A 22,392-nucleotide genomic window follows, 5' to 3' on the forward strand; every position below is an offset into this window, starting at 1 on the left:
TTATTAGATTAAATCTAATTTTATTAGTTTTTATCGGGGCGCGCAATGCGCATGGTCATAAGCTTAAAGAAACACTGAGCATCAACCTACAAGGCGAAGAAAAACGGGCATATGAAAGGAGAGAGCGAAATGAATGCCAGGGGAGCACCCGCTACCCCGGCACGATAGCTCTAAAATCGCATGGTGAATTCGATACCATAGCTGCGAGGCAAACCATACTGCTGCAACAATGTCGCACTTTGTGGCAGCACCTGTACCAAGTACTCTTCATCCAGCACGTTGTTGGCGTAGACCGCAATACCATAGCGCTCAGAGAATGGCGCCCAGCTCGCACGCAGATTCATCAAGCTATATGCATCCTGCTCAACGTCATTCGCCGCATCGAAGTAAAAGCTCGAGCTGTAATAATAGCTGATATTGAAGTCGGCCATGCCGCTACCCACTTCCCGCCCGTAGTTCACGCTTAGATTCGCGGTAAGTTCGGGAGTACGCAGTAGTTCATTACCAGACGCATCGACGCTGGCCGTCTGGTAAGGATCACCTGGAAAGCCAGTTCCAATGTATGCCGGCGCATTCATAAATTCGTCGTATTCCGATTTGGTATAGGCCAATCCCAAGTCCATATGCAGCGATGATGAAAACATATAGGAAAATTGAGCATCCAAACCGAAAATCGTCGCATCAGCAGCATTCACCAATACCGATGATGCGCCGACAAAACGATTCACCTGTAGCTCGGAGTAGTCATAATAGAACGCCGCCAAGTTGGCATTCCACTGCCCCATCTGCGTCTTGTAGCCAACTTCATAAGCAGTAAGCTCTTCGGGATCCACCGGGGTGGTGGTAAACCCGGCAGGATTGAACACTCCAGATTTATAGCCTTTGGTCAATGAAAGATAAGCAGAGCTGTTTTCGTCAACGCTGTAGCGCAGCACCACACGGGGAGAGAAATCCTCAAACGTTTCTTCTGCTGTGGTGTAGGGAATCAGCCCCGGAACTTCATAGTTTACTGTCATGGTGTCCTCACTATAGCGAGCACCAACTGTAATCGTAAGCAAGTCAGTAAAATCGTAACTGCCATCCCAGAAAACTGCCCAAGCCTCAGTTTTTTGGCCATTGCGGAAGGCGGGAGTAACTGCCTGACCGGTATTAACGCTATTGAAGTAGGGAAACTGGCTATCATCTCTAAAATAAAAAACGCCAGCTACCCAGTGCAACAGACTATCTCCTGCCGAAGAAAGGTTTAACTCCTGAGAAATGCTTTCCCCCTCTACACGATACTTTCCATGAAAGACTGGAAGTGACGTCGCGTCGTAGTCACGCTGATCTACAATTTCCTCTTCGTGGTAGCCGGTATAAGAGGTGAGCATCATGCTGCCGAGATCCCACTCTACTCTCAAGGCAATATCGTCGCTCGTAGCTTTCATTCCAGACGGCCCGTCTGCAGAGACTCGTCCTCGCTCAGTAGGCAGATCAATGGCGGTTCCATCCTGATGAACCGGATCGACAGCTGGATTATTCGGGTCGTTGACAACTGAAATACCGCGATAAGCGTTTACCGCCCCAGAAGAGCCATCATCTTTGTCTGTGTGAGCGTATGACAACAGGAGAGAAATTTTGTCATTTACATCATAAAGCGCTTTTACACGTGCTCCCCAGTTATCTATCTCGTCAACATTTTTCCCATCAAAGCTATTCTCCACAAAACCATCACTCTTATGGTGATAAAGCGCTCCCCCCACAGCCAGACGATCCGTGAGCCCCATCGAGCCCTTCGCCTGCAGCCGACTGGTATTATAACGACCGTAGCTAAGTTTAATTTCAGCATCAGGCTCGAAGCTTGGCTGCGTGGTGGTTACGATAATGGCACCACCAGTCGCATTACGCCCGAATAAGGTCCCCTGAGGACCTTTCAGCACTTGAATAGAATCGATATCTGATAGCTCGAACGCCGATGTCAAAGCACTAGCCCGATAGATTCCGTCAACGTAAGTTGCAACCGATGCACTTAGACCCGGACCAGCAACAGAACTTCCTATCCCACGTATACTTGGCTGGGAGAACCCACCGGACAAGTCGACGCGTAAACCAGGCACCGTTTGAGCCAAATCTTGTGTATTTGTAATTCCAGCATTAGCCAACTCTTCACCAGTTGCAGAGGAGATGGTTATTGGCACATCAACATTTCGCTCAGATCTTTTTTGAGCGGTTACGTAAACCTCCTCTATCACGACATCTGAAAATGAGAGCTGTGGTACAAAAAAAAGCGCGACACACCCGGCGATGACTTTATATTTGCCGGGTTTGCAGACACCTCTCCGAAGCTTGACAGGCGACATAGTTATCATTTTTACCCAATCCCTATTACGTTAATTTTTATAAAGGATAACCCGGCGCATAGACTTTATCTATGGCCGTTAGGTTTTAACGATAACCAAAGCAGCAGAATTAAACATACGCACTATTACGCATATCATTCTTCGGGCATTCCAAATAAATGCAGGAAGTGCAGGCCTTTGGGCCAGAACACAGGACATCATAAAATCCTGGCGCCTCTAGCAAGCCAACTGCGTACTACCCCCCGCCAATCGCCAGGCGCATAGAGCTACTTCAGGAAAATACCACCTAGCTACCAGCTATTAATGTCCATAGTTCCAACGCGGGAGATTTGTGGGGATCACATATCCTCTGCTATGCCAAACTATACCCAAAACAACGGACGCCTCGGATATTTTACATTTAAAAACATCAGCTTAGGGTTTTGTCGGATTTCTCATAACCCGAAGGTCGTAGGTTCGAATCCTGCCCCCGCTACCAAATAGAAAGGCGAATCAAGCGTACAGCTGATTCGCCTTTTTTTTGCCCTAAAATCGGCAGCCCGTCACTCAGTATTGCCAACTCCTCAGAAAACAGAACGCCCGCTCACACAAAAATATTAAAAATAGCCTACTGATAAAATTAATTTACTGATGTAAATTAATTAAAAACCAATACGCGAAATAACAATGAAAAACTCAAACGTAATAGATGACAAAACTAGACTTTTATTCTTTATAAATGGCTTTGGCTTACTGGCACTAAGCCTGTTGATTGGGTGGGTATGGTTTTTTGCCCTACTAGAAAGGATCGTACTCTGGCCGTTTCCTATAGACATATCAGTAAACATACCCAATGACAGTCGGGCATGGCGAATGGCGCATATGGAAGCAATTACACAGGGACTAATGCTTATCGGAGTCGGGGCAACCAGTAAGTTTCTCTCTTTAAGAAAAAGACAAACGACATGGCTTTTCTGGTCTGCAATAGTCGCGGCTTGGGTATTTACTGTAGCGGCAACCCTAAATGCGATATTCGGAACAAGAGGGCTGGCCTTTGGCGGCGGACCATTCGAGGCCAGCACAGTAAATGACCTTATATACCTAATGGGATATCCCCCCATAATAGGCATTCACATTATGATAATTCTCATTATGCTGGGGCTCTTTCGCACGAAAAGCCAGCTAACCGACGCCTGATCAGCTTTTCACTCCACATTGAGAGAGACAAGAATACTACTTTAGCGGCTTATGAGATGATTTAAGATTCAGTGAAGGCCTCCCATCCTCAATTTCTGTAAGAGCTTCGGTTGGTTTCAATGTAGCCAGGCTACGCTTGCATAACTGGATATACTCTTCTGTTCCCTTAGCTTTCCAGTCTAACTCGTGCTCGCTAAGCCCGCGTACAAACTTAGCAGGCACCCCCGCCACCAATGATGAAGCAGGAACACTGTGGTTAGCTTTTACGAACGAACATGCAGCGACAATAGCGCAATCTCCGATAACAGCACCGTCCATCACGACACTATTCATTCCAACAAGAGCATTCTTTCCCACAACACACCCGTGCAGTACCGCACCATGCCCGACATGGCCATAATCTAGAATCTCAACCGTTTTTCCGGGAAAGGAATGGATCACACAGGTATCCTGAACATTCACCCCATAACCCAAAATGATCGCCCCAAAATCCCCCCGAAGACAAGCGGCCGGACCGATATAACAATCCCGCCCAACAACAACATCCCCAATCAGTATTGCGTCGGGGTGAATGAAGCTAGATGGGTGCACGACGGGAACGACGCCATCTATCTCATAGACTTTAGCCATTCGTAACTCCGATTAGACTCTAAAAATATTAAAAAAAACGCCCCATAAGGGGCGCAAAGAGAGACTTGGGACTGGCAGCATGACTCACTCGCCACGCATGCCCTCTTCAAGCAAAACTTCCATCTTGGGAATTGCTTCCTGGATCAATTCACCCATAGCTTGAATACTTTTCGCCACTTCGGGATCCTCGAAGTCCAACAGCGGGCTGAACAGGTCTGTACGAGCCTCATTAATCCATTTAACTACGGCAGGCTCTGTCAACCAAACGGCCATATTCTTGCTGTTCTGAAGCGCGCAGCGGAGATAGTCAATTTCAAGATAGGGCAGAGGAACCGGATGACAAAGCTCGTTCTTACGATCCTCATCCGCGTCAACATTGCACTCTACATTGCCGATAAAACCGGCACTGTATACCTGCTGACACATCCGAACTGTCTGGAGAGTAATTTTATCTCCATCAAACACTTTGGTATCCGGGACTTTGGGCAAGCCGTCTGCAGCACAATCGACATAGACTGCATTGGCAGGTGCAGGGCAGACGCCGTCAGACAAGGTCATCTCACTAGGAGAAACAGCCTCAACATACCCCATACGAATAATATTTTTCACTCGCCGCAACTGCTCGAGTTCAAGCTCGGTGAAAGTTGCGCAGCGCCAGCGAGTTGGCTTGTGATTTCGATCCAACTGCTTAATCAGCTCACGCCCATCGAGCAGATCATAAAAATCACGGTAGCTCTTGGCCTCAAGTGCACACTCTAGAATACCGATAGTATACTGTGTCACCGGATCGGAAAATTTACGGCCTGGATCAACGCTGAAACGGTCAAACATCCACGCGTCTGCCGGCATTACCCATGTAATTCGGTCTGGATCTATGCCGTTACTGAGCAAAAACAGAACCGCATCCATACCGGTTTTACCCGATCCCACAATGACAAAATTTTCGTAGTAAGGTGCAATCCTTGGCAGATCATTTACGGCTACCGCCTTGGCACCCTCTGCAACATCGAATGTTGGTGGACGTTGAGATGGCACCGTTACGTTCAGATAGGTCGAATCAACTGTTTTCTTTACCTTAAACTCATACTCACCGCCGCTGACGGTATTTCTTGCTCGCCCTGAATCCTTGTCATACTCACACATCGAGAGGAACTTTACTCGCCCGGAAGGGATAAACCGACGTTGCATAACGTTATCGAAGTAGGCTACGACTTCACTTCCGCTAGCCAGCTCATAACATCCTTTGTTGAGACCAAATTCATCTCTACGATCACCGCCCAACTCCGTCGAGTTGACGCCATAGCACGTCGATGTTTGATGAAGGCGACAGAATGGGTACACATAATTCCAATGACCACCGGGCCGAAAGTTCTTATCTACCATTACAACTGTGGCATCGCTATGAGTTAGGATTTCGTCTACGAACGCCATCCCCATACCACCAGCCCCAATCACAAGGTAATCTGCTTCAATAACCTCAGCCATTTATCTTTCCTCGAATGCACATCTTTATTTTAATCCGGCACACACTGAGCTACCGGCGGCCTAAGCCATTTCTAGTCATAGCTTAAACCCTACTGAGGCTATTGTTACGATAAATCGGCCACAATTATTAGTCCTCCGTGCAAAATCATAGACAGACCGTGCAAATGCCAAGCGTCAAAGAACGCGCCTACCATGATTAACAGCGACAAGTTCAATCTCGCCCAAGCCTTTGCAGCGCAGCCTGCGTGAGGTACTCATCATAAATACTCTGGTCGTTCGCTCGGCTCCAGTGGCCTCCATCCAGCTCTTTAACTTGCTCAATTCGAGTAATTCGACCTGACTGGAATTCATAGGCATGGAGGTATGTCCAAGACCAATACGCGTGCTTGCCGTCCATGACTCTCCGGTTACCATCATCATAGATGCTGTAACATCCATCAAAAGAACGGAACGGATTTCCCTTCTGGTCATACGTAACCATAGCAACAGGCATACCATTCCTCGCGTCGAACCATACTCGCTTTTTACTCACAGGCGCTCTCGAAAATGCGACAGGCTCCGCTTCACAAACAATTGTCTCCGGGATCAATTCAACAACACTATCGAAGAAGCTTTCTCCCTTCTCGCCACCATGAACACCATGCTCCCAGTTACTATGAGACGAATTCCACCCCCCGGAGACACCACCCAGTAACGGCTGCCTACCAATCACCTTGTAATTACCCCAAGTAAGGAGCGGATCTCCTGCTGCCCAAGCGTCTGACAGATAGAGCGCGGAACCCGGCACCAGCGGCTCAAAACGTTGATTCGTCGGGAATTGCCTAATTCGTCTGAAGCTCGGCACATAGCCATACAGCGTCGGAAATTTATTCTGATCATACGGCCATATATTCAAATAGCTCGCACCACGTTCAGTGTTTGGCGATAGGTATACAACGGTGTTGAATCGCAGCTTATCCTCATGCTCAGGCCAATATGGCTTAGGGTCTGAAACCAGTCGTCCTACAGGGGAAAGTTCTGCCCATACCAAATCATATTCGTAGTCGACAATGCCACCGCGGCTTATGTCATACTCACGCATAGCGTAAAGGCTCGAATCATGCCTTCCCCACGACAATGTGAGCCCGGCGAACAACTCCAAAGCATTGGTCGTTCCGGGAAAAGGATGACCACCGATCCACGGTCGCCCATCATCATTTACTACATTCCCAGAGCCATCAAATCTGGCTTTTCCTCGATTCGATAATGTAGCCTCAAGATATTCCCAGGGGCCAAGCCTCATCCAGTCAGTCGTTGTTGGAAGCAACTTTAATCGCCTACCCATATTTTTCACATGGTGGAATTTTGCAGGCTCCAACAAGTCTTTAACCGCCTCGACATTCGAGGCATCGATATACGCACCGGTAGATATCGTCCCACGAGTGTATTCCTCTATAGAGAGAAGCTCATCTGGGTATACACCCTCAATACTACCGGCCGCCCCCACAGCAGCAGACAAAGGCTTTAAGAATCCCGCACAGCTTCCCGCCAGCGCATACTTCAAAATACTTCTTCTGCTCGAATGAATATTCCAACCAGTCATTTATATACCCTCAAAAAAAAGCCGGCTGGGAACACAGCCGGCAAAAGGGTGACAGACATCACCCGTCCCTTTCAGTTGAGAAGGTTACAGCTGATAAGTGAATCGCATACCTACTTCCTGCACATGATCTAACGCCCTAGTGAGGGTCTTGCTGCCATCTCCGTGCAAGTCTCCAGTAACATAGTTGTAGTAAAGATCGACGCTCATACCTCGTCCAGGATTCCACTTCAGCAACGGCTGGAATAGCAGCCCGCCTTGAACATCATAGAGAATCGCCCATTCCGCGATATACTTTTTGTTAGGCCAGGGCTGGAACCCGGCGAAAACCAAATAGTTTGCGCTAGAAATGCCTCCAGGCTGCTTCGGAGCGGTATTGCCGACGTTACCGCCGTAGCCATCCAAATGAAGCCCTATCAAGTCACTCTCACTGCGGTGCATGAACTGCCCCACCAAGTAGGCAGCAGGGAAGCTCTCGCTCCATCTGTGCCACTTCTCAGCCACCAGCGTCAGTATGTATTCGTCTGACGTCAGACCATCCTTACCCAGATCTGGAGAGGTAAATACACGCTCGGGGGTATACTGGACCTCCATATTCAGAATAATCTGGTTCCAGAATGACTTGTTATCCTCCGTCTCCGTCACATAGCTAAGACCAAAACCGAAGACATCCTCTCGGAAATAGTCGCGTTGGACATTGCCTCGAATGCTGCCGCCAGCACCAATAAAGAATGTATTCAGCAATGCGCTTGCTTCCTCCACGTTCGCTACCGGAGACGCAAAGATATCTCTCAACGCCGGGAAATCCCTGATAGCGGCATTGATAACATCGACACCGTCCAAACGTACGCTGTGAGCTGCGGCGAACCACTCTTTGTCACTGTAGACGCCGCCAGGACCGACAGTAAATGGCGTGTGTGAAAGTGCCTCGCCAACGCTATCATAGAGCCTACAGAAATTATCATAGGGGTTTTGACTGCCGCTGCATTTAGGCTTTAGCAAATAGCCAGTCTCAACGGCCGTACCCACAGTTCCCCCCCACGGGGTCAGCCCTTTGTTAACGCCACTTTCTGCCCAGCGAAATACACCCAACGGGTTGTATCGGCTGACATACATTGCTTGCCAACCCCAGTTCCCATAATCACCTTTTAAACGGAATCCAGCATCAAGTTTATTGTCGTAGCCACCGGTATGATAGTTGTCTAGGGGCCGATAAAACTCAGACGGAATAACGTTGTAAGGCGTATTCGGATTGGGGAGAATGTCCGGCTGAAATTTACCCACAAAGCCATCGAAAAGGATATTGTTGGTCGCTTGAACCGTTGCACGCAATGCCAATTTCGGCACACGCTCATCCTCAAATTCTTCAATGGCTCGATCGAGAATAAGATGTCGGCGCAAATCTAAACCATTGGCCACATCAAGCGTACGGAAGAAGATTGCCTGCCCCCAGGCAATCTGCTGATTACCGAAGCGAAGATCGTATTTACCTGATTTGTAATTGATAATGAACGTGGGGAAGTCGACCATATAATTTCGGCCAGCATACTCAAGCGGATTTATATTTTCCCCATTCCGCCCTTTAGCCTGATAGAAATTGGTCTCACCGGTATCCGCATACCGATCATAACGCCCTTTGGATATACCACCTTGATCACCCATCACATCGTAGGCGTCAAAACCGTCATGTACGACAGGATCGAACAAAGCCCTCATTTTCACGTTCAACCGCCACTGACGATTAAATTTCATGTCCATTTCACCACTAAAGCGGAGATTGACCTGGTTCCAATCGTAGTCTTCGCCCGTAGCCCTGTCGTTTCTAACCACGGTGTCATTCGTATCCAGAACAAATGGTAACGAAGGAATTTCTGTATTACCCCATCGACCGCCACCTAGGTCGGGCGGCAGATATGCCTGCCTTGAAACCGCTTCATTTTGATATGGGATCGCATTCTGGTTATATGGATTCTGCTCGTCATTTGTCTTAAAAGCAGCGTCAACCCTAAACTGCCCAAGAAAAGTCGTCTTTTCGATGATGCTTTCAATAAGACCTTCAGCATGGACCGCGGAAGTTCCAAGTGCCCCAGCTGCCGAGAGCATAACCGGTGCGATTGCAGTACCTATCTTTCTCATTTTTATATCCCCTTAAATACCGGCGATCTATTTTTAGATTCAAAATGGATTTACTGAAATAATGCGACCACCATGCCCCACTGCCGTAACACGCTCCGAATCTGATATCTCTGTGATCGAAATACCCGAGTACCAATTCAGGCTGATATCCAGCGCGTCGAATGTTTTCCAACTCTTTCCATAATTTTTGCTTACAACAGCGACGCGTTGCCCAATCGCAAAGATATTCCCCGCCTCGTCGCCGCCGATTGCGAACAAGCTAGATTGAGTCGGAGTCTGTAGCGCCTTCCATGTCATGCCTTTATCTTGAGATATCAGCACTGTTCCCGATTGTCCGGTTACATATCCGGTATTACCGTAAAATTTGGAATCGAAGAACGTTGGAGCAATAACGTCACCCTCTTCCGGATGTCGATAGATCACATTCCAGGACTCTCCGCGGTCTACTGAGGTCAAAATTTGGCCATACTCTCCGCCAATCAGGATTCGACCATCCTCGAGTACTTGAACAACGTAGTTTGTTGGTTCATCACGAATAACGGCGGCATCACCGGCACCCGAGTCATACAGAGGAGCCCAATCAGGCTGAATGCTTTTCCAGGTCACACCGTGATCGACAGAACGAAGTAAAGTCCCGAAGGCCCCCACGGCAACCGCGAGTCCATCACTATTCATGTCCACGCCTAATAAACGCATGCGTGAACTGGAACCAACCTTTTTCCACCCGGACCAATCAACATTAACGATCACCTCGCCGAGCTGACCTACTGCAACTGCCCCATTTTCGGTGACAGCAACGCTTGTTAATGCGAGTGTTGTAGGGGTGTCAATTTCCGACCAGCTTTTACCGCTGTCAGACGTTTCCATCAACAATCCAGCTTCGCCAACAGCATATCCATGAGACCCACTGATATCGATGTCATACAGGCGATCGGTTGGTGTATGTGCAACCAAAAGTTCTCCTGCATGAGCACAGATAGAGAAAAATATGCCGCAAATAGCTATCTTAAATTTAAGAAGATAATTGCGTTTAGAAGAGAACGACATTCTCATCCTAATCTCCCGAAAAAATCCAAACTCCTGTGCGGATAGTCCGCACAGGGTTCATTGTTTTTATGCACGCCCCAGAGACTGAAGTGCTTGCTGAGTACAGTAAGTTTCGAACAACCAGTCCTCATCAATCTGGAAGAGGGACTCTGTACCAACACCCTTCTTAGCGTGGTGGGTTCTGGACATACGCTTGTTCTGGTGATCGTAGATAAGACAGTATACCCAAGACCATGCCGGCGTCTTTCCGTCAGCACTCAAGACGACTCGATTACCGTCAGCGCCACCACCAACAAACTGACCGAATGCCATTTCGAAGTTAGCCCACAGTTTCCCCTGACGGTCGTAACGCATACATCCATTCGGCACGCTGTTACGAGCATCGGCGTATACTCGCTTCTTGCTTACCGGTGATCGCGGGTATCCGACGGGCTCACATTCGGTAACAATGACATCTGGAGACATTTCATATTCTGTCTCCCAGAACTTGGGATTATTGGCTTGCTCTTTAGGCTTCCAGTTATCATCGGTATCAGCGAAGTTGCCATTACAGGCGAGAAGCATCGGCTTGCGATCAATGATTTTGTGGTTGCCCCACGTCAGGTATGGGTCACCTGCAGCCCAAGGATCAGTCAGGAACCAAGTCGCGCCAGGAATCAACGGCTCGAAGCGCTGGTTTGCCGGGAACTGACGCACACGGCGGAACTCGGGCAGGTACCCGTACAAATCAGGTATCTTCGTCTGGTCATAGGACCAGTTACTCAGGAAGGACGTACCTCGAACATCTTGTGAGTTGCTGAAGTAAACACACTGGCGCCGGATTTCATCTTCATATCCGCGAAATACCTTGCGGTCGGTACGAGCCTGCATCTGCAACTCGACCCACTGAAAATCATACTCGTACTCCAGATTTCCGTCCGCGCCATAGTCCCACTGCTTGATCGCATAGGTGTTGGCGTCCGCCCGCCCCCAACTCATAGCCATATTTGCCCAGATTTCCTGGCCATTTTTTGGACTTGTGAAGGGTAGGCCACCACTCCAGGCTTTCCCATTCGAATCTACAACGTTTCCTTTACTATCAAATTTACCGCCACGGCCTTCTGCAATATTTCTCTGCATGGCTTCGTAGTAGGAGTTATTAAATAGCTGACGCAGCTCAGTGGTAGGAGCACGAACTTTAATCCGACGACCTTCATTTAGAATTTGATCGTAGATTGAAGGATCCAATAAGTGCTTTGCGTATTCGACGTTATCTTTGGTGATATAGTCACCAACGCTAATCTTACCTTTTGTCTGATCGTCGATTGAATAAAGCTCGTCAGGATATGCTTTCAGCAAGCTCAAATCCTTTGCGAATACCTTTTCGAGAGGCATCAGGACTCCCGCCGCCGCTCCATAGGCCATCCCTTTGAGCAGCTGCCGCCGGCTAAAATTCATATCGTATTTGCGAATGTGCATAACAACCTCCGAATTTATTCTTAAAAAGGCCGAACCTTAACCGTCGTCGACAAAACGGGTTAAATCATATTATTCAAATTACTCGATCAGTATTAATTTCATTTTTTTTTAGATCGAGATTACTTTCCTTTGTCTCTGCCTCGCCCTGATCAAACCAAGACATATCAAGGCTTTCGCCTACCATAAGATCGTTGCGTGTAACGAATTTTGGCTTGAGGACATATACAATTAACGGCAGGACAAGCAGCGCGAGAACCATATTGATCAGCATTACCGAAGACAGCAGCAAACCCATGTCAGCCATGAACTTGAGATCCGACAAGAAATACCAAGGCAAGATACCGACCAGCATGATTGACGCTGTGAACATGATTGCCTTGCCTGTTGTTGTAAGGGACTCAACTATCGCCTTTTCCCAGCTTTCGCCTTGCGCGCTGTACTCTTCACAGATTCGTGACATGAGATAAATGCCGTAATCAATACCCACACCGACACCGAGAACCGCGACCATGACAGAATTTATGTCAAGGCCTATGCCCAGCATGTGCATAGCCGCAGTCAGATAGAAGTTTGCAAGCACAACAGGAACAAGCAGCACCAATGACGCAACAAATGACTTGTAGGCGAATGAGGCGATAAAGAATATGGCGACGCATGCCAGCGCCAGCATTATCCATTCATAACGCTTGACAACCTGGTTCTGGGCTTCTTGCAGCGCAATAGTTCCTGATGCCATTCGTACATTGATAGTTTCGTGATCATCACCCAGCTCTGAGACCGCTTGTTTTGCCGCGGCCAATGCTTTGTCGATCGTTTCCTGCTTGTTATCTCGATAGAACAGCGACACGGCACTGTGCTGGAACTGAAAGTCAGTGACATCTGCAAAGTTCAGGGGGTTTTGACCAAAGGCCACAGCCACGCCCGCGGCGTTCACAGCGCGATCCGTGGGATCAAGAGAAAGCCATGCAGGGTGTCCTCCAGAATAAAGACGAGATCCCTCTTCCATGAAGTCGGAAAATGAACGCGTTGCTTTCGCCGGATTGTCGCCGCTCATGACGCTTCGAACGATAGCTTTGGAGACCTCATAGGCTTCTTTACTTCGGGCCGCACGCGCCTGAACATTCCCAGGGTCTTTTGATTCCAGGATTATCTCCAGTGAGTTCACACCAGGGAAATGGTCATTAACATCCCGAGTACCAACATTGAACTCGGACTCATCCCACAGGAGATTACTGCCTTCCGTCGGGTTTCCTATTGCCACCTGCCTAGACACAATAATCACCACGACAGACACCAGACAAACTACTGTAGCTGTTAACTTCGTTCTCTTTTCATTGCCGGTGATTAACCGGCCCACACTTGTCAGAACTCTCTTCTGCACACCGTGTATGCCTTTCTCTTTCTCTCCCGCACCGATTATGGAATCGATGTTCTTGGGTGTTGGCAGATAGGACAACAAAACAGCAATCAGCATCACACCTGTTGGAATCAGGAAAAATGCCCAAAACCCGCAGAACAGCGCAAATCTCTGCATAGCTGGAATTGGTGCAACACCGATACACAGGATCGCGAGCGTATCGGTAACAATTCCAAATACACTGGGCGCCATCATCACGGCTAGTGTCGCCTCTGAGGCAAGTTTTTTATCTTTCAGCTCGCTGAAGATCTCGTAGTATCGCTCCGTGTACTGAACACAGTGGGAGAACGAGCGGGCAATCAACAGCAGCGGAACTACCATTAGCAGCGGCTCGATAGGCGACTCAAGCCAGCCTACAAGCCCAAAACCCCATGTCGCAGCAACGGCACTGCACAATATCGGCGTGGCAATACCCGCGAGATTTCGCATATAGAATGCCAGCGCAAGGAGAAGGAGGCCGACGGTGACAGCGAAAATTGCATAGGTCTGCTCTTGAAGCAGATAGATCCAGCCCGTCAATACTGGCTGCCCTACGACCCTGATAGTGTGGCTACCGTCACTCGCCTCTTTTGCCAAGCGCTGGACCTCACTGAATACGTGGCCGTAGTCGAGGAGGTGTTCATGGAAGCCCGCCCGTATCAGGGTTGCTTTCTCGTCAGACGACACGAGATACGTGCGCGCCATTGGCGACCTTTCCACACGACGCTGAAGATCCTTCAATTCTGCAGCACCCTGGGGAATTCTGTCGCCCATCAAGGGCTGCATTTCTACACCCATCGATGTTGCTTCGGCGTAATTTGCTTTTTCAGTAGTGATTGAAATGATTCGGTCGTGATCGACACCCTCTATCAAATCGATATCACGAGTGAGATCCCAAACTTTCTGCAGCGTCTTTTCGTTATAGATGAGCTCCCCATCTGTCCGCTTGACCATAACAGTGATAGTCAGAGGGTTACCGAAGTTTGGATGCTCTTTGAATGTTTGAACAAACGGATCATCTGCTGGCAGCAAATCCGCAAAGATTGTGCGGATGTCCACCTTGGGCACACCGAATGCAAAGAATATTGTGATAAGAAGGAAGGCAAAAGCGACGTACGCCCGCTTTGCAATGACTTGCCTTGCTATCTTAAAGCTTAGATTGTTCATATCAATACTACTTCGTATGGTTATTTTTTTACCTCGACCCCGGCCTGGCGGACCATAGAAGTCTTGAGGTAACGAAATCTTCAACTTTCATTATCAGTATTGCGCCAACGTCCAGCCTATCTCACAGTGCAAAGAGAGTGACGTAATGTGCACCTGACCGACTAATCACTGACAGAAACAATGGACTTCCCGACATTCTTGCCCTCGAACAGCTCTCGGAGAGCAGATGGCGCATTCTCCAGCCCTTTAGTGATGTGCTCTACAGGCTTGACAGCGCCAAGCCGAATCCAAGAAGACATTTCCTGAAGAAATTCTCTATGTATATCCGTGTTCAGATAATCAAGAACGAGCGAGCCCTGAATGCGTAAACGCTTCAACAGAACCTCGTTTAGCAACGTCATATTATTGTCATTTCTCGCCGGACCTGACGTCGATGTATACAAAGCCATCAAACCGCAAATAGCGACACGGCCGTTCTTGTTCATTAGCGGAAAAGCGGCATCGAAACTTCGCCCGCCTGTCGAAACCACCATTGCATCAATCCCATCTGGAATCGCAGTTTCAAGCCTCTGCGAAAGATCACGACTGGAGTGCTCGATACAATAGTCATATCCCATCGAAGTAGTCGCCAGTTGGCATTTCTCCTCCGTACTCGCAGTACCTACAACTACACCACCCTTCAGTTTTGCTATCTGGCCAATTATTTGCCCGAGGGCGCCTGTAGCTGCACTGCAGAACACCACATCTCCGGGCTGCACATTGAGTACGTTTCTGTTGGCTAAGTAGGCCCCAAACCCGGCGGCCCCTAGCGCACCTAGCATATGCGACGGCGAACTCACTCCCGAAGGGATCTTGCTTACGTCCGAGCCGTCACTGATGTGGTAATCCTTCCACCCCCACAAACCGTGGACATAATCTTCTTCTGAAAAACCCGCCAGGTTCGAAGCGACGACTCTTCCAACAGCAGCTCCATACATAACCTCACCGATCTCAATCGGCTTCGCCTGGTCAGATACTTTTTTCACCCTGGAGAATAGATACGGGTCCATGCCAAGCCATACGGTCTGAATCAAGATCTCGCCCTTCCCAGGCGCATTGATATCTGCCTCTTCAACGCGAAAGCACTTTTCAGTCGGCACCTGGAAGCGCGGCCGCTCCTTCAGCACTACCCTCTGACTCTTCATCCTGACTATCTCCCTGTTATTTTTTTCAGAATGCATGCATACACGCGGATTGTTCTCCACGATTCGTGCAAATAGGGTGTCAATCAGTGCGGGTAGAAAAGTGCGAACACGGCGCCTATGGTGTTGTCAGGCTGCTCCTTGGCCGGCACAAATGGGATGATAGAAAAGGATTGAATAGGGACTGGGGGCAATGCCATTACGGAACGCAGGAGGCCAAAAGGAAGGCGTGACACGCCTCCCGTTAATCGTAGTACTTTGACGCTTATTTTGAAGAATCTTCTCGAAATTCCCTCGGCGTTTTTCCGTAGCGTGTCTTAAACAAGCGCGTGAACGTAGCGTACTCACCAAATCCCGAGTCAAAGGCGATGTCAGTTATCTTTCTATTTTTTTCGCGACTATCCAGCAATGCTCTCACCGCGGTTTCCAACCGCAGTTCACGAATTAATTTGACTGGTGTCGTGTCGATTTCCTCGAACAACATATAAAGCGACCTGCGAGACATGCACATGGCTGACGCCAGATCGTCAGGCCCAAAACTGCTGTCGCTTAAATTCCGGATTATATGATCTCGAGCTTTGTTGAGGCGGGGGTCGTTGTAAGCCTGTAGACCGGTCTGCTCAGCCGACCGGTACAATAGTTTAGTCACCATCAACTGGATCGCGTCCAATACCGCGCCAATGTCCTCTTCGCCTTCATCTCGATCGGCAGCAGTAAGCGCCATCAATGTTCCCAATACCGACCGCATCGATGCGCCCTTGTATAAGGTCGTCGCACAGATCGACTCTGAAATATGCTCCCAGCCAGCACAATAATCATGAGGCAACATTAGTACAGCAAATTTAGACTGGTCAGACATCTGAATTCTATATGGTCTCGCACTATCGCATACCGTCGCCTGACCAGGCGAGAGACTGCAGCTACGGTCATCTTGCTCTACCATCAGACCACCACTAAGCTGCCACATGATCTTTATCGATCCGCTGTCGGTCATTTCGGCGAGGTGACGCGTCCGTTTCACCTCACCAGCCGAGGTGCGAATCATACTCAGACCAGAGCAACCCACCTGCTGAGAGTAGATTTCTGCATCAAACTGACCAGATGCTCTATTTCTAAATTCAAGCCAGGGAAAGTTATCTCGAACGAAGTCTTTCCATTCTTTGAACGACTCGACCTGACGGGTAGATGCCGGCAACCAGCCCAACGTTGAAAGCGCCGTTTCACCGGCCATTTGCCCCTGTATGACACTCATAACACACCATTTTAATAGTTATTTTGGATATTCTTCGGTCACTTTTACTTAGAATAGACATATCGGGGGAGCAAAGCTCCCGCGATATCGTAACAATATTTCAGCTCTCTCTTGCCTGCTTCAAGGCCGCAAGACCGATAACGGCCAGCGCCCAAAGCGCCAGCACACCAAATAAGTAGGCTGGCGCTAGCCCCAAGAAGCTGAACAAACCACCTTCGCCAAGAGAACTGTCGCCAAAGCTTAGCGCTCGGTTATCACTCAGGTTTCCAAAGAAATAGAACGCGACATTTCCCCAACCATCCAGAAGCACGATCCAACCCAGCAACTTCGCTTTCTTGGCGGTAAAATCCAGATGAGGCATCACCAACGCGACGGCTATAACCATCATGCCATTTAGTACTGGCCCGGAATGAGCCCGCTTCCATCCTTCGGGCGTCCCCGGCATATCGAAATGAATGATATAACCAGGAATGATTTCGAACCCTCCCAGTAAGCTCATCCAATAAAACACGCCAAACAACAATGCCGAGAAGATCATGAGAACTCCATGTCCCAGCATTTTTTTCTGAAATGAATCTGGCATTACTTGCCTCCCCACTATTTTTTAAATTTATGCTTGTGCTGCGAGGGCATTTCGCAAAATCATGTAACCAGCTGTACTCCCTTCAAACATGCCTCACACTTCTGGAAGCACACTTGCGCATAGCACTGACATTTTGTGCAATAATAAGACTATATAATACATATCAATTTTTCCTTGTAAATACTTTTTTTTGTATCACTTACCTTCGGCACCTCCCTATCCTTTTCTCGATTAAGCAGACCGTTACCGATCTACCCATACTCAACGTACTGATAAAAAAGCCGCAAGAAATGCTACTGGGGGAAGCACAACTCGCGGCAAGAAGCCCTTAATCGGTAACGACGGTAATAACCTTTTCTTCAGTGTAAGCCATTACTCCAGATAAGCCGCACTCACGACCACTGCCACTCTGCTTAACGCCGCCCCACGGCAGCCTCGCATCAATGGGAGCCCAACAGTTAACCCCTACTGCTCCAGCCTTAATTTTCTTAGCCATTCGATGAGCACGCTTTACATCAGAGGTCCAAACGGTAGCGCCTAACCCGTATACCGTCCCATTGGCAATTTCTACAGCATCCTGTTCGTCATCAAAGGGAATGACGGTAGCCACTGGGCCGAAAATTTCTTGTTGCGCGATAGCCATGTCATTGGTGGCCGCAGCAAAAACTGTTGGACGAACAAACCAACCCTTCTCGTACGGACACTCACCACCCGCCAGCAGTGACGCCCCTGCCGCGACGCCCTCGCGGATATAGTAGTTAACTCTATCCAGCTGTGCTTTTTTGCACACAGGCCCCATTTGGACGCCTTCCTCCTGGGGGTTACCAACGACAATATTGCTGGCCACGTCAGCAAGCTTCTGCGCAAACTCATCGGCGATATCTCGCTGCACTAGTATTCTAGACCCTGCTGCACATATTTGCCCCTGATTAAAAAAGATCCCCATCGCGCATCCAGCCAGCGCCTCATCCTGATCTGCATCAGAAAATACAACTTGCGGGCTTTTTCCGCCAAGCTCTAAAGATACTCGCTTGAAGTCTTTTGCGGCTTCAGTCTGAATATGTTGACCCACAGCCGGACTACCTGTAAACGTGATCTTGTCTACACTAGGGTGACGCACGAGGGCATTGCCAATGACTGAGCCAGACCCCGTGACGACATTGACCACGCCATCGGGAATTCCGGCTTCCTTAGCAAGCTTAGCCAAATGTAACGCCGACATCGGGGTTTCTTCTGAAGGCTTGATCACCACAGTACACCCGGCAGCCAATAAAGGAGCGACTTTCCAGCATGTGATCATGAAAGGTGTATTCCAGGGCGTAATCGCGGCCACCACGCCCACTGGCTCATTTACCGTATAAGACAATGTAGCCCGACCAAGATAACCCGGAGTGGGAATTGTCCGCCCCTCGATCTTGTCAGCCCAACCTGCCGAGGTCCGGATGGTTTGGATAGCATTGGGCAGATCCAGGATTCGCGGCTCCATGGGAACCCGACCAATACAAACGGCATCCATATCTGCGATCAAGTCAGCATCGCGCTCCACGAGGTCTGCCAGCTTGTTTATCAGGCATCCGCGCTGATAGCCGCTAAGACTGGACCAAACCCCATTATCGAACTCAGATCTCGCCGCAGACACCGCGGCATCAACCTCGGCAACACCTCCAAATGAGTAGCTTGCCAACACGGTTTCATCGACGGGGTTTATCAACTCCCCCCGTGCACCATCTGAGGACTCGACCTCTATCCCATTGATAAAATGGAACATTTCTGTAGGCAACAGGCCAGCTTCTGACTGTAATTTCGTCACTATGTAATCTCCGCTTTTTATTCGCGATATCTCGTCTTTTCAGCATTTCACCCGAATTTGAGTGACACAACGTACCGACATGTGCAGAGACAGTGACATTTTGTGCAATTGCCTGCCCGACCTTACAGGCTAACAACCTCGCTAAACTGCATGCTTGGCATAATATTCGTGTAATTCTTTATATCCCGAATAATTGCCTTCTGTGCCACAGAAAACCTTTCGTTAAAATCATCGACACTGGTAACGTATAATTGGACCGCAGCGACAACTTCAGCCTGCTGTTCCGACTTCGCTCCGAACATGCCTTTATCAATCTCGCAACGCACACAGACATCCCCAAGAACCTCTTTCACCATCGGAATATGCGTTGACAAGTAGTAGTCATGATCAAAGCAACCATCGTCAGATCTGAAGTAGCTGATACTTACCTTTATCATTTTATCTCTCTGTCTTATTAAGGAATTGTGTGTTTTCCAGGATAATCGCAATACCATGTCCACTGTTTGAAGACGCAGCGCACAAAGCGTATCGAAGATTTTTTGATTGCATACTGTTTATCGCAGTGACGACCAGCCTAGCGGATGAGGCTCCCGTTGCCTCACCAATGGCTAGGTCGCCCCCGCTACCATTTAGCTTCGCCAGTCCCAATGGAACGCCCAGGTCCTTCATTACGCTTATCGCCTCCACCGCACAAACCTCTCCAACCTCGATCACATCAAGGTCCTTGGGCCTGAGACCGGTTTCGGCAAATACTTTTCTGATAGCCGGGATACAATAAGGCGAATCAGCCGCCAGTGGGCTTTCTACTACGGCGTGGGCCAGAACCCTCGCTCGCGCTCGCAAACCCAATTCTTCCACACCGGACATAGACGCCACCAGCAGGCAACACGAGCCATCAACCGTCGGCGCGAACCCCTCATGCAATGACGGATGGATATCAACCAAACTGTCGACAAACTTGCGGCCATGCTCACGCAGTCGCAAGCCATCAAGCTCATCTTCACTAAAATAGCCTCCACCCAGCTTCTGATCATTGCTAATCAGCATACACTCACGATCAAAGAATCCCCGTTGACGCGCAGCCATCGTCCGTCCGTAAGCGGCTACGATATACGAGTTAATATTTTCATTTGATATGGCGTAGTTTTTCGCCAACATTGATCTGCGCGCAGCCTTCTCAGACAGCCTCGTGAACTTGAATTCCCCTTCTGAGCCGCTGTAATCGGCATTAGTGGCAGGCCCGCTCGCCTTAGAACTGGAGCTCACACCGATAACCACTGAAAGATTTGACGCGCCAGTACCTATGTCGCCGGCTGCCCGTTCGATGGCAGCCATACCCGTACAGTGCAACCAACCTAACGGCGTTACGCTTACATTGCGCTCGATTGAGGTCTTGTCAACGCAAACGTCGACAAACTTCTTTGCGCCCTCTAACGTGCATAAATTTTTATTATTGGAGCCCACATACAGACGATCCACTCGACGCCAGTCAAGCTTTGGATTCCTTTTGACCATATCCGCCAACGGCAATGATGCAAGCTGAGCAGTCGAGTATCGCTCAAGGTAGCTATTTCGGATGGCAAAAGGTGTACGCACGGCTCCACATATGAATGCAGAGCTCATATCATTATTACTACCGATAGTCCTTGACGCGTTTTGCCTTCCCTTCTGAGCGCGCTAAGCCTTCACCCTCGACCAGCTTCACCTTGATAGATATCCCCACATAGGTCTTAACCAGATGCTTGAGCCGACTGACGATCTCTTCTCTAGCTTGCGCTCCCAGCTCCTGATACTCCGGATTAAGCTCAACCGAGACCGTTACAACATCTAGATTTCCGTCTTTAGAAACTTCGATGAAGTAAATCGGCGCCAACTCCGAGACCTTTAGCAGCAACTCTTCTATCTGAGTGGGAAACACATTGACGCCACGTATGATAAGCATGTCATCCGAGCGACCAGTAATCTTGCCGATGCGTCTCATGCCCCGAGAAGTAGGCGGCAGCAACTTGGTCAAATCGCGAGTTCGATAGCGTATAACGGGAAAGGCCTCCTTCGTCAGGGATGTGAACACCAACTCCCCTTCTTCCCCATCTGGCAAGACCTCTCCCGTCACAGGGTCAATGATTTCAGGAAGAAAATGATCTTCCCAGATCACCGGCCCGTCCTTACTTTCGACGCATTCGCTTGCAACGCCCGGCCCCATGACTTCAGAAAGACCATAGATATCTACAGCGTCGATACCCGCTCGCTCTTCAATTTCTTCCCGCATCGCATTTGTCCATGGCTCTGCGCCAAAGATGCCGATCTCCAAGCTCGTTGACCTAGGGTCGATACCCTGCCGCTCAAACTCTTCTATCAGGTTCAGCATATAAGAAGGGGTAACCATGATGATGCGGGGCTTAAAGTCCTGAATCAGCTGCACCTGCTTTTCAGTCTGCCCACCAGACATTGGAACCACTGTGCACCCGAGACGCTCTGCGCCATAGTGAGCGCCCATCCCGCCAGTAAACAGACCGTAACCATAGGCATTATGGAGAATATCTCCCGGACGCCCACCCGCCGCTCTGATACTTCTGGCAACCAAATTCGCCCAGTTATCAATATCCGCATGGGTATAACCGACAACTGTGGGCTTACCCGTCGTCCCGCTAGACGCATGGATTCTGACCACCTTTTCTCGCGGAACAGCGAACAGGCCAAATGGATAATTGTCTCGTAGATCCTGCTTCCCCAAAAATGGGAATTTATTCAGATCTGACAAAGAGTTAAGATCATTAGGAGTGACGCCGGCTTCGTCAAACTTCTTCTTGTAGAACGGTACGTTCTTATAGGCATTTTCTAATGTATTTTTAAGTCGTTCTAGCTGAAGAGCCGAAATTTCTTCTCTACTAGCCATCTCGATCGGTTCCAACTCGGGCTTGGAACTATTGGATAGGGTAGGCATTTTTATTCCTCCATTTTCGAGGAACTTTGCCCGATTCCCGATGCATAAGCGTCACATAATGTGCAGCGCTGGAGGCATTGTGTGCAAAAGCATGACACAAAAAATGAATGACATCCTGTCATTCATCCTTCAGCACGAATAGATCTGCGTAGCCAATAAATCTAGAACTTCCCATTGTCATTTTGCCACTGCTCTTTGGGCTGTAGTGG

Annotated in this window: 16 protein-coding genes; 1 reads left to right on the forward strand and 15 read right to left on the reverse strand. The window is 48.9% G+C overall.

The annotated features are described in order from the left end of the window. Positions 1–170: 170 nt before the first annotated feature. Positions 171–2,339: a TonB-dependent receptor gene (locus tag G411_RS0106210; RefSeq protein ID WP_169530620.1), complete on the reverse strand. Its 2,169-nt coding sequence runs from the start codon at positions 2,337–2,339 to the stop codon at positions 171–173. A gap of 666 nt (positions 2,340–3,005) precedes the next feature. On the opposite strand from G411_RS0106210, the gene G411_RS22605 reads away from it, so the two are divergent. Next, on the forward strand, positions 3,006–3,515 hold the full coding sequence (locus G411_RS22605) for a styrene oxide isomerase (protein WP_471837002.1): 510 nt from the start codon (positions 3,006–3,008) through the stop codon (positions 3,513–3,515). Between the two features lie 36 nt (positions 3,516–3,551). Here the strand turns inward: G411_RS22605 and G411_RS0106220 are convergent, their stop codons facing one another. The 14 genes from G411_RS0106220 to paaK all read right to left on the reverse strand — a co-directional run bounded on the left by G411_RS0106220 (position 3,552) and on the right by paaK (position 22,183). Continuing rightward, complete coding sequence (locus G411_RS0106220) at positions 3,552–4,145, reverse strand: transferase hexapeptide repeat family protein (RefSeq protein WP_022958315.1); 594 nt, start codon at positions 4,143–4,145, stop codon at positions 3,552–3,554. 84 nt (positions 4,146–4,229) lie between these two features. Further along, the gene (locus G411_RS0106225; RefSeq protein ID WP_022958316.1) at positions 4,230–5,630 is read right to left on the reverse strand and encodes a hypothetical protein; all 1,401 of its coding nucleotides are present in this window, start codon (positions 5,628–5,630) and stop codon (positions 4,230–4,232) included. Between the two features lie 211 nt (positions 5,631–5,841). Continuing rightward, on the reverse strand, positions 5,842–7,212 hold the full coding sequence (locus tag G411_RS0106230; protein WP_022958317.1) for a DUF1329 domain-containing protein: 1,371 nt from the start codon (positions 7,210–7,212) through the stop codon (positions 5,842–5,844). 84 nt (positions 7,213–7,296) lie between these two features. Then, positions 7,297–9,345, reverse strand: coding sequence for a DUF1302 family protein (locus G411_RS0106235; protein ID WP_022958318.1), 2,049 nt, complete (start codon positions 9,343–9,345; stop codon positions 7,297–7,299). A gap of 39 nt (positions 9,346–9,384) precedes the next feature. Then, complete coding sequence (locus tag G411_RS19615) at positions 9,385–10,398, reverse strand: WD40/YVTN/BNR-like repeat-containing protein (protein ID WP_022958319.1); 1,014 nt, start codon at positions 10,396–10,398, stop codon at positions 9,385–9,387. Positions 10,399–10,458: 60 nt separating this feature from the next. Continuing rightward, positions 10,459–11,850 carry a DUF1329 domain-containing protein gene (locus tag G411_RS0106245; protein ID WP_022958320.1) on the reverse strand — a complete coding sequence of 464 codons (1,392 nt, stop codon included), beginning with the start codon at positions 11,848–11,850 and terminating at the stop codon, positions 10,459–10,461. Positions 11,851–11,923: 73 nt separating this feature from the next. Then, complete coding sequence (locus G411_RS19620) at positions 11,924–14,413, reverse strand: efflux RND transporter permease subunit (protein WP_022958321.1); 2,490 nt, start codon at positions 14,411–14,413, stop codon at positions 11,924–11,926. A 161-nt stretch (positions 14,414–14,574) separates the two neighbouring features. Next, complete coding sequence (locus G411_RS0106255; protein ID WP_169530622.1) at positions 14,575–15,579, reverse strand: MDR family NADP-dependent oxidoreductase; 1,005 nt, start codon at positions 15,577–15,579, stop codon at positions 14,575–14,577. A gap of 280 nt (positions 15,580–15,859) precedes the next feature. Next, the gene (locus tag G411_RS0106260; RefSeq protein ID WP_022958323.1) at positions 15,860–16,846 is read right to left on the reverse strand and encodes a helix-turn-helix domain-containing protein; all 987 of its coding nucleotides are present in this window, start codon (positions 16,844–16,846) and stop codon (positions 15,860–15,862) included. A gap of 100 nt (positions 16,847–16,946) precedes the next feature. After that, complete coding sequence (gene styC, locus G411_RS0106265) at positions 16,947–17,429, reverse strand: styrene-oxide isomerase StyC (RefSeq protein ID WP_022958324.1); 483 nt, start codon at positions 17,427–17,429, stop codon at positions 16,947–16,949. A gap of 328 nt (positions 17,430–17,757) precedes the next feature. After that, entirely contained in the window at positions 17,758–19,239 is a 1,482-nt protein-coding gene (locus G411_RS0106270; RefSeq protein WP_022958325.1) for an aldehyde dehydrogenase family protein, read from the reverse strand. Between the two features lie 122 nt (positions 19,240–19,361). Further along, positions 19,362–19,676 (reverse strand): EthD family reductase, encoded by a 315-nt coding sequence (locus G411_RS0106275; protein WP_022958326.1) that lies wholly within the window; start codon positions 19,674–19,676, stop codon positions 19,362–19,364. A 1-nt stretch (position 19,677) separates the two neighbouring features. Beyond that, the gene (locus G411_RS0106280) at positions 19,678–20,862 is read right to left on the reverse strand and encodes a thiolase family protein (protein ID WP_084495337.1); all 1,185 of its coding nucleotides are present in this window, start codon (positions 20,860–20,862) and stop codon (positions 19,678–19,680) included. 10 nt (positions 20,863–20,872) lie between these two features. Then, positions 20,873–22,183 carry a phenylacetate--CoA ligase PaaK gene (gene paaK, locus G411_RS0106285; RefSeq protein WP_022958328.1) on the reverse strand — a complete coding sequence of 437 codons (1,311 nt, stop codon included), beginning with the start codon at positions 22,181–22,183 and terminating at the stop codon, positions 20,873–20,875. Positions 22,184–22,392 lie beyond the last annotated feature (209 nt).

The sequence above is a fragment of the Spongiibacter tropicus DSM 19543 genome (genome assembly GCF_000420325.1).
In the GTDB taxonomy this organism is placed as follows: Bacteria; Pseudomonadota; Gammaproteobacteria; order Pseudomonadales; family Spongiibacteraceae; genus Spongiibacter; species Spongiibacter tropicus.

Bases quoted from the DNA above. Each gene is read 5' to 3' on its own strand.
- G411_RS0106210 (WP_169530620.1), bottom strand. From the start codon at position 2,339: ATGTCGCCTGTCAAGCTTCGGAGAGGTGTCTGCAAACCCGGCAAATAT.
- G411_RS22605 (WP_471837002.1), top strand. From the start codon at position 3,006: ATGAAAAACTCAAACGTAATAGATGACAAAACTAGACTTTTATTCTTT.
- G411_RS0106220 (WP_022958315.1), bottom strand. From the start codon at position 4,145: ATGGCTAAAGTCTATGAGATAGATGGCGTCGTTCCCGTCGTGCACCCA.
- G411_RS0106225 (WP_022958316.1), bottom strand. From the start codon at position 5,630: ATGGCTGAGGTTATTGAAGCAGATTACCTTGTGATTGGGGCTGGTGGT.
- G411_RS0106230 (WP_022958317.1), bottom strand. From the start codon at position 7,212: ATGACTGGTTGGAATATTCATTCGAGCAGAAGAAGTATTTTGAAGTAT.
- G411_RS0106235 (WP_022958318.1), bottom strand. From the start codon at position 9,345: ATGAGAAAGATAGGTACTGCAATCGCACCGGTTATGCTCTCGGCAGCT.
- G411_RS19615 (WP_022958319.1), bottom strand. From the start codon at position 10,398: ATGAGAATGTCGTTCTCTTCTAAACGCAATTATCTTCTTAAATTTAAG.
- G411_RS0106245 (WP_022958320.1), bottom strand. From the start codon at position 11,850: ATGCACATTCGCAAATACGATATGAATTTTAGCCGGCGGCAGCTGCTC.
- G411_RS19620 (WP_022958321.1), bottom strand. From the start codon at position 14,413: ATGAACAATCTAAGCTTTAAGATAGCAAGGCAAGTCATTGCAAAGCGG.
- G411_RS0106260 (WP_022958323.1), bottom strand. From the start codon at position 16,846: ATGAGTGTCATACAGGGGCAAATGGCCGGTGAAACGGCGCTTTCAACG.
- styC (WP_022958324.1), bottom strand. From the start codon at position 17,429: ATGCCAGATTCATTTCAGAAAAAAATGCTGGGACATGGAGTTCTCATG.
- G411_RS0106275 (WP_022958326.1), bottom strand. From the start codon at position 19,676: ATGATAAAGGTAAGTATCAGCTACTTCAGATCTGACGATGGTTGCTTT.
- G411_RS0106280 (WP_084495337.1), bottom strand. From the start codon at position 20,862: ATGAGCTCTGCATTCATATGTGGAGCCGTGCGTACACCTTTTGCCATC.
- paaK (WP_022958328.1), bottom strand. From the start codon at position 22,183: ATGCCTACCCTATCCAATAGTTCCAAGCCCGAGTTGGAACCGATCGAG.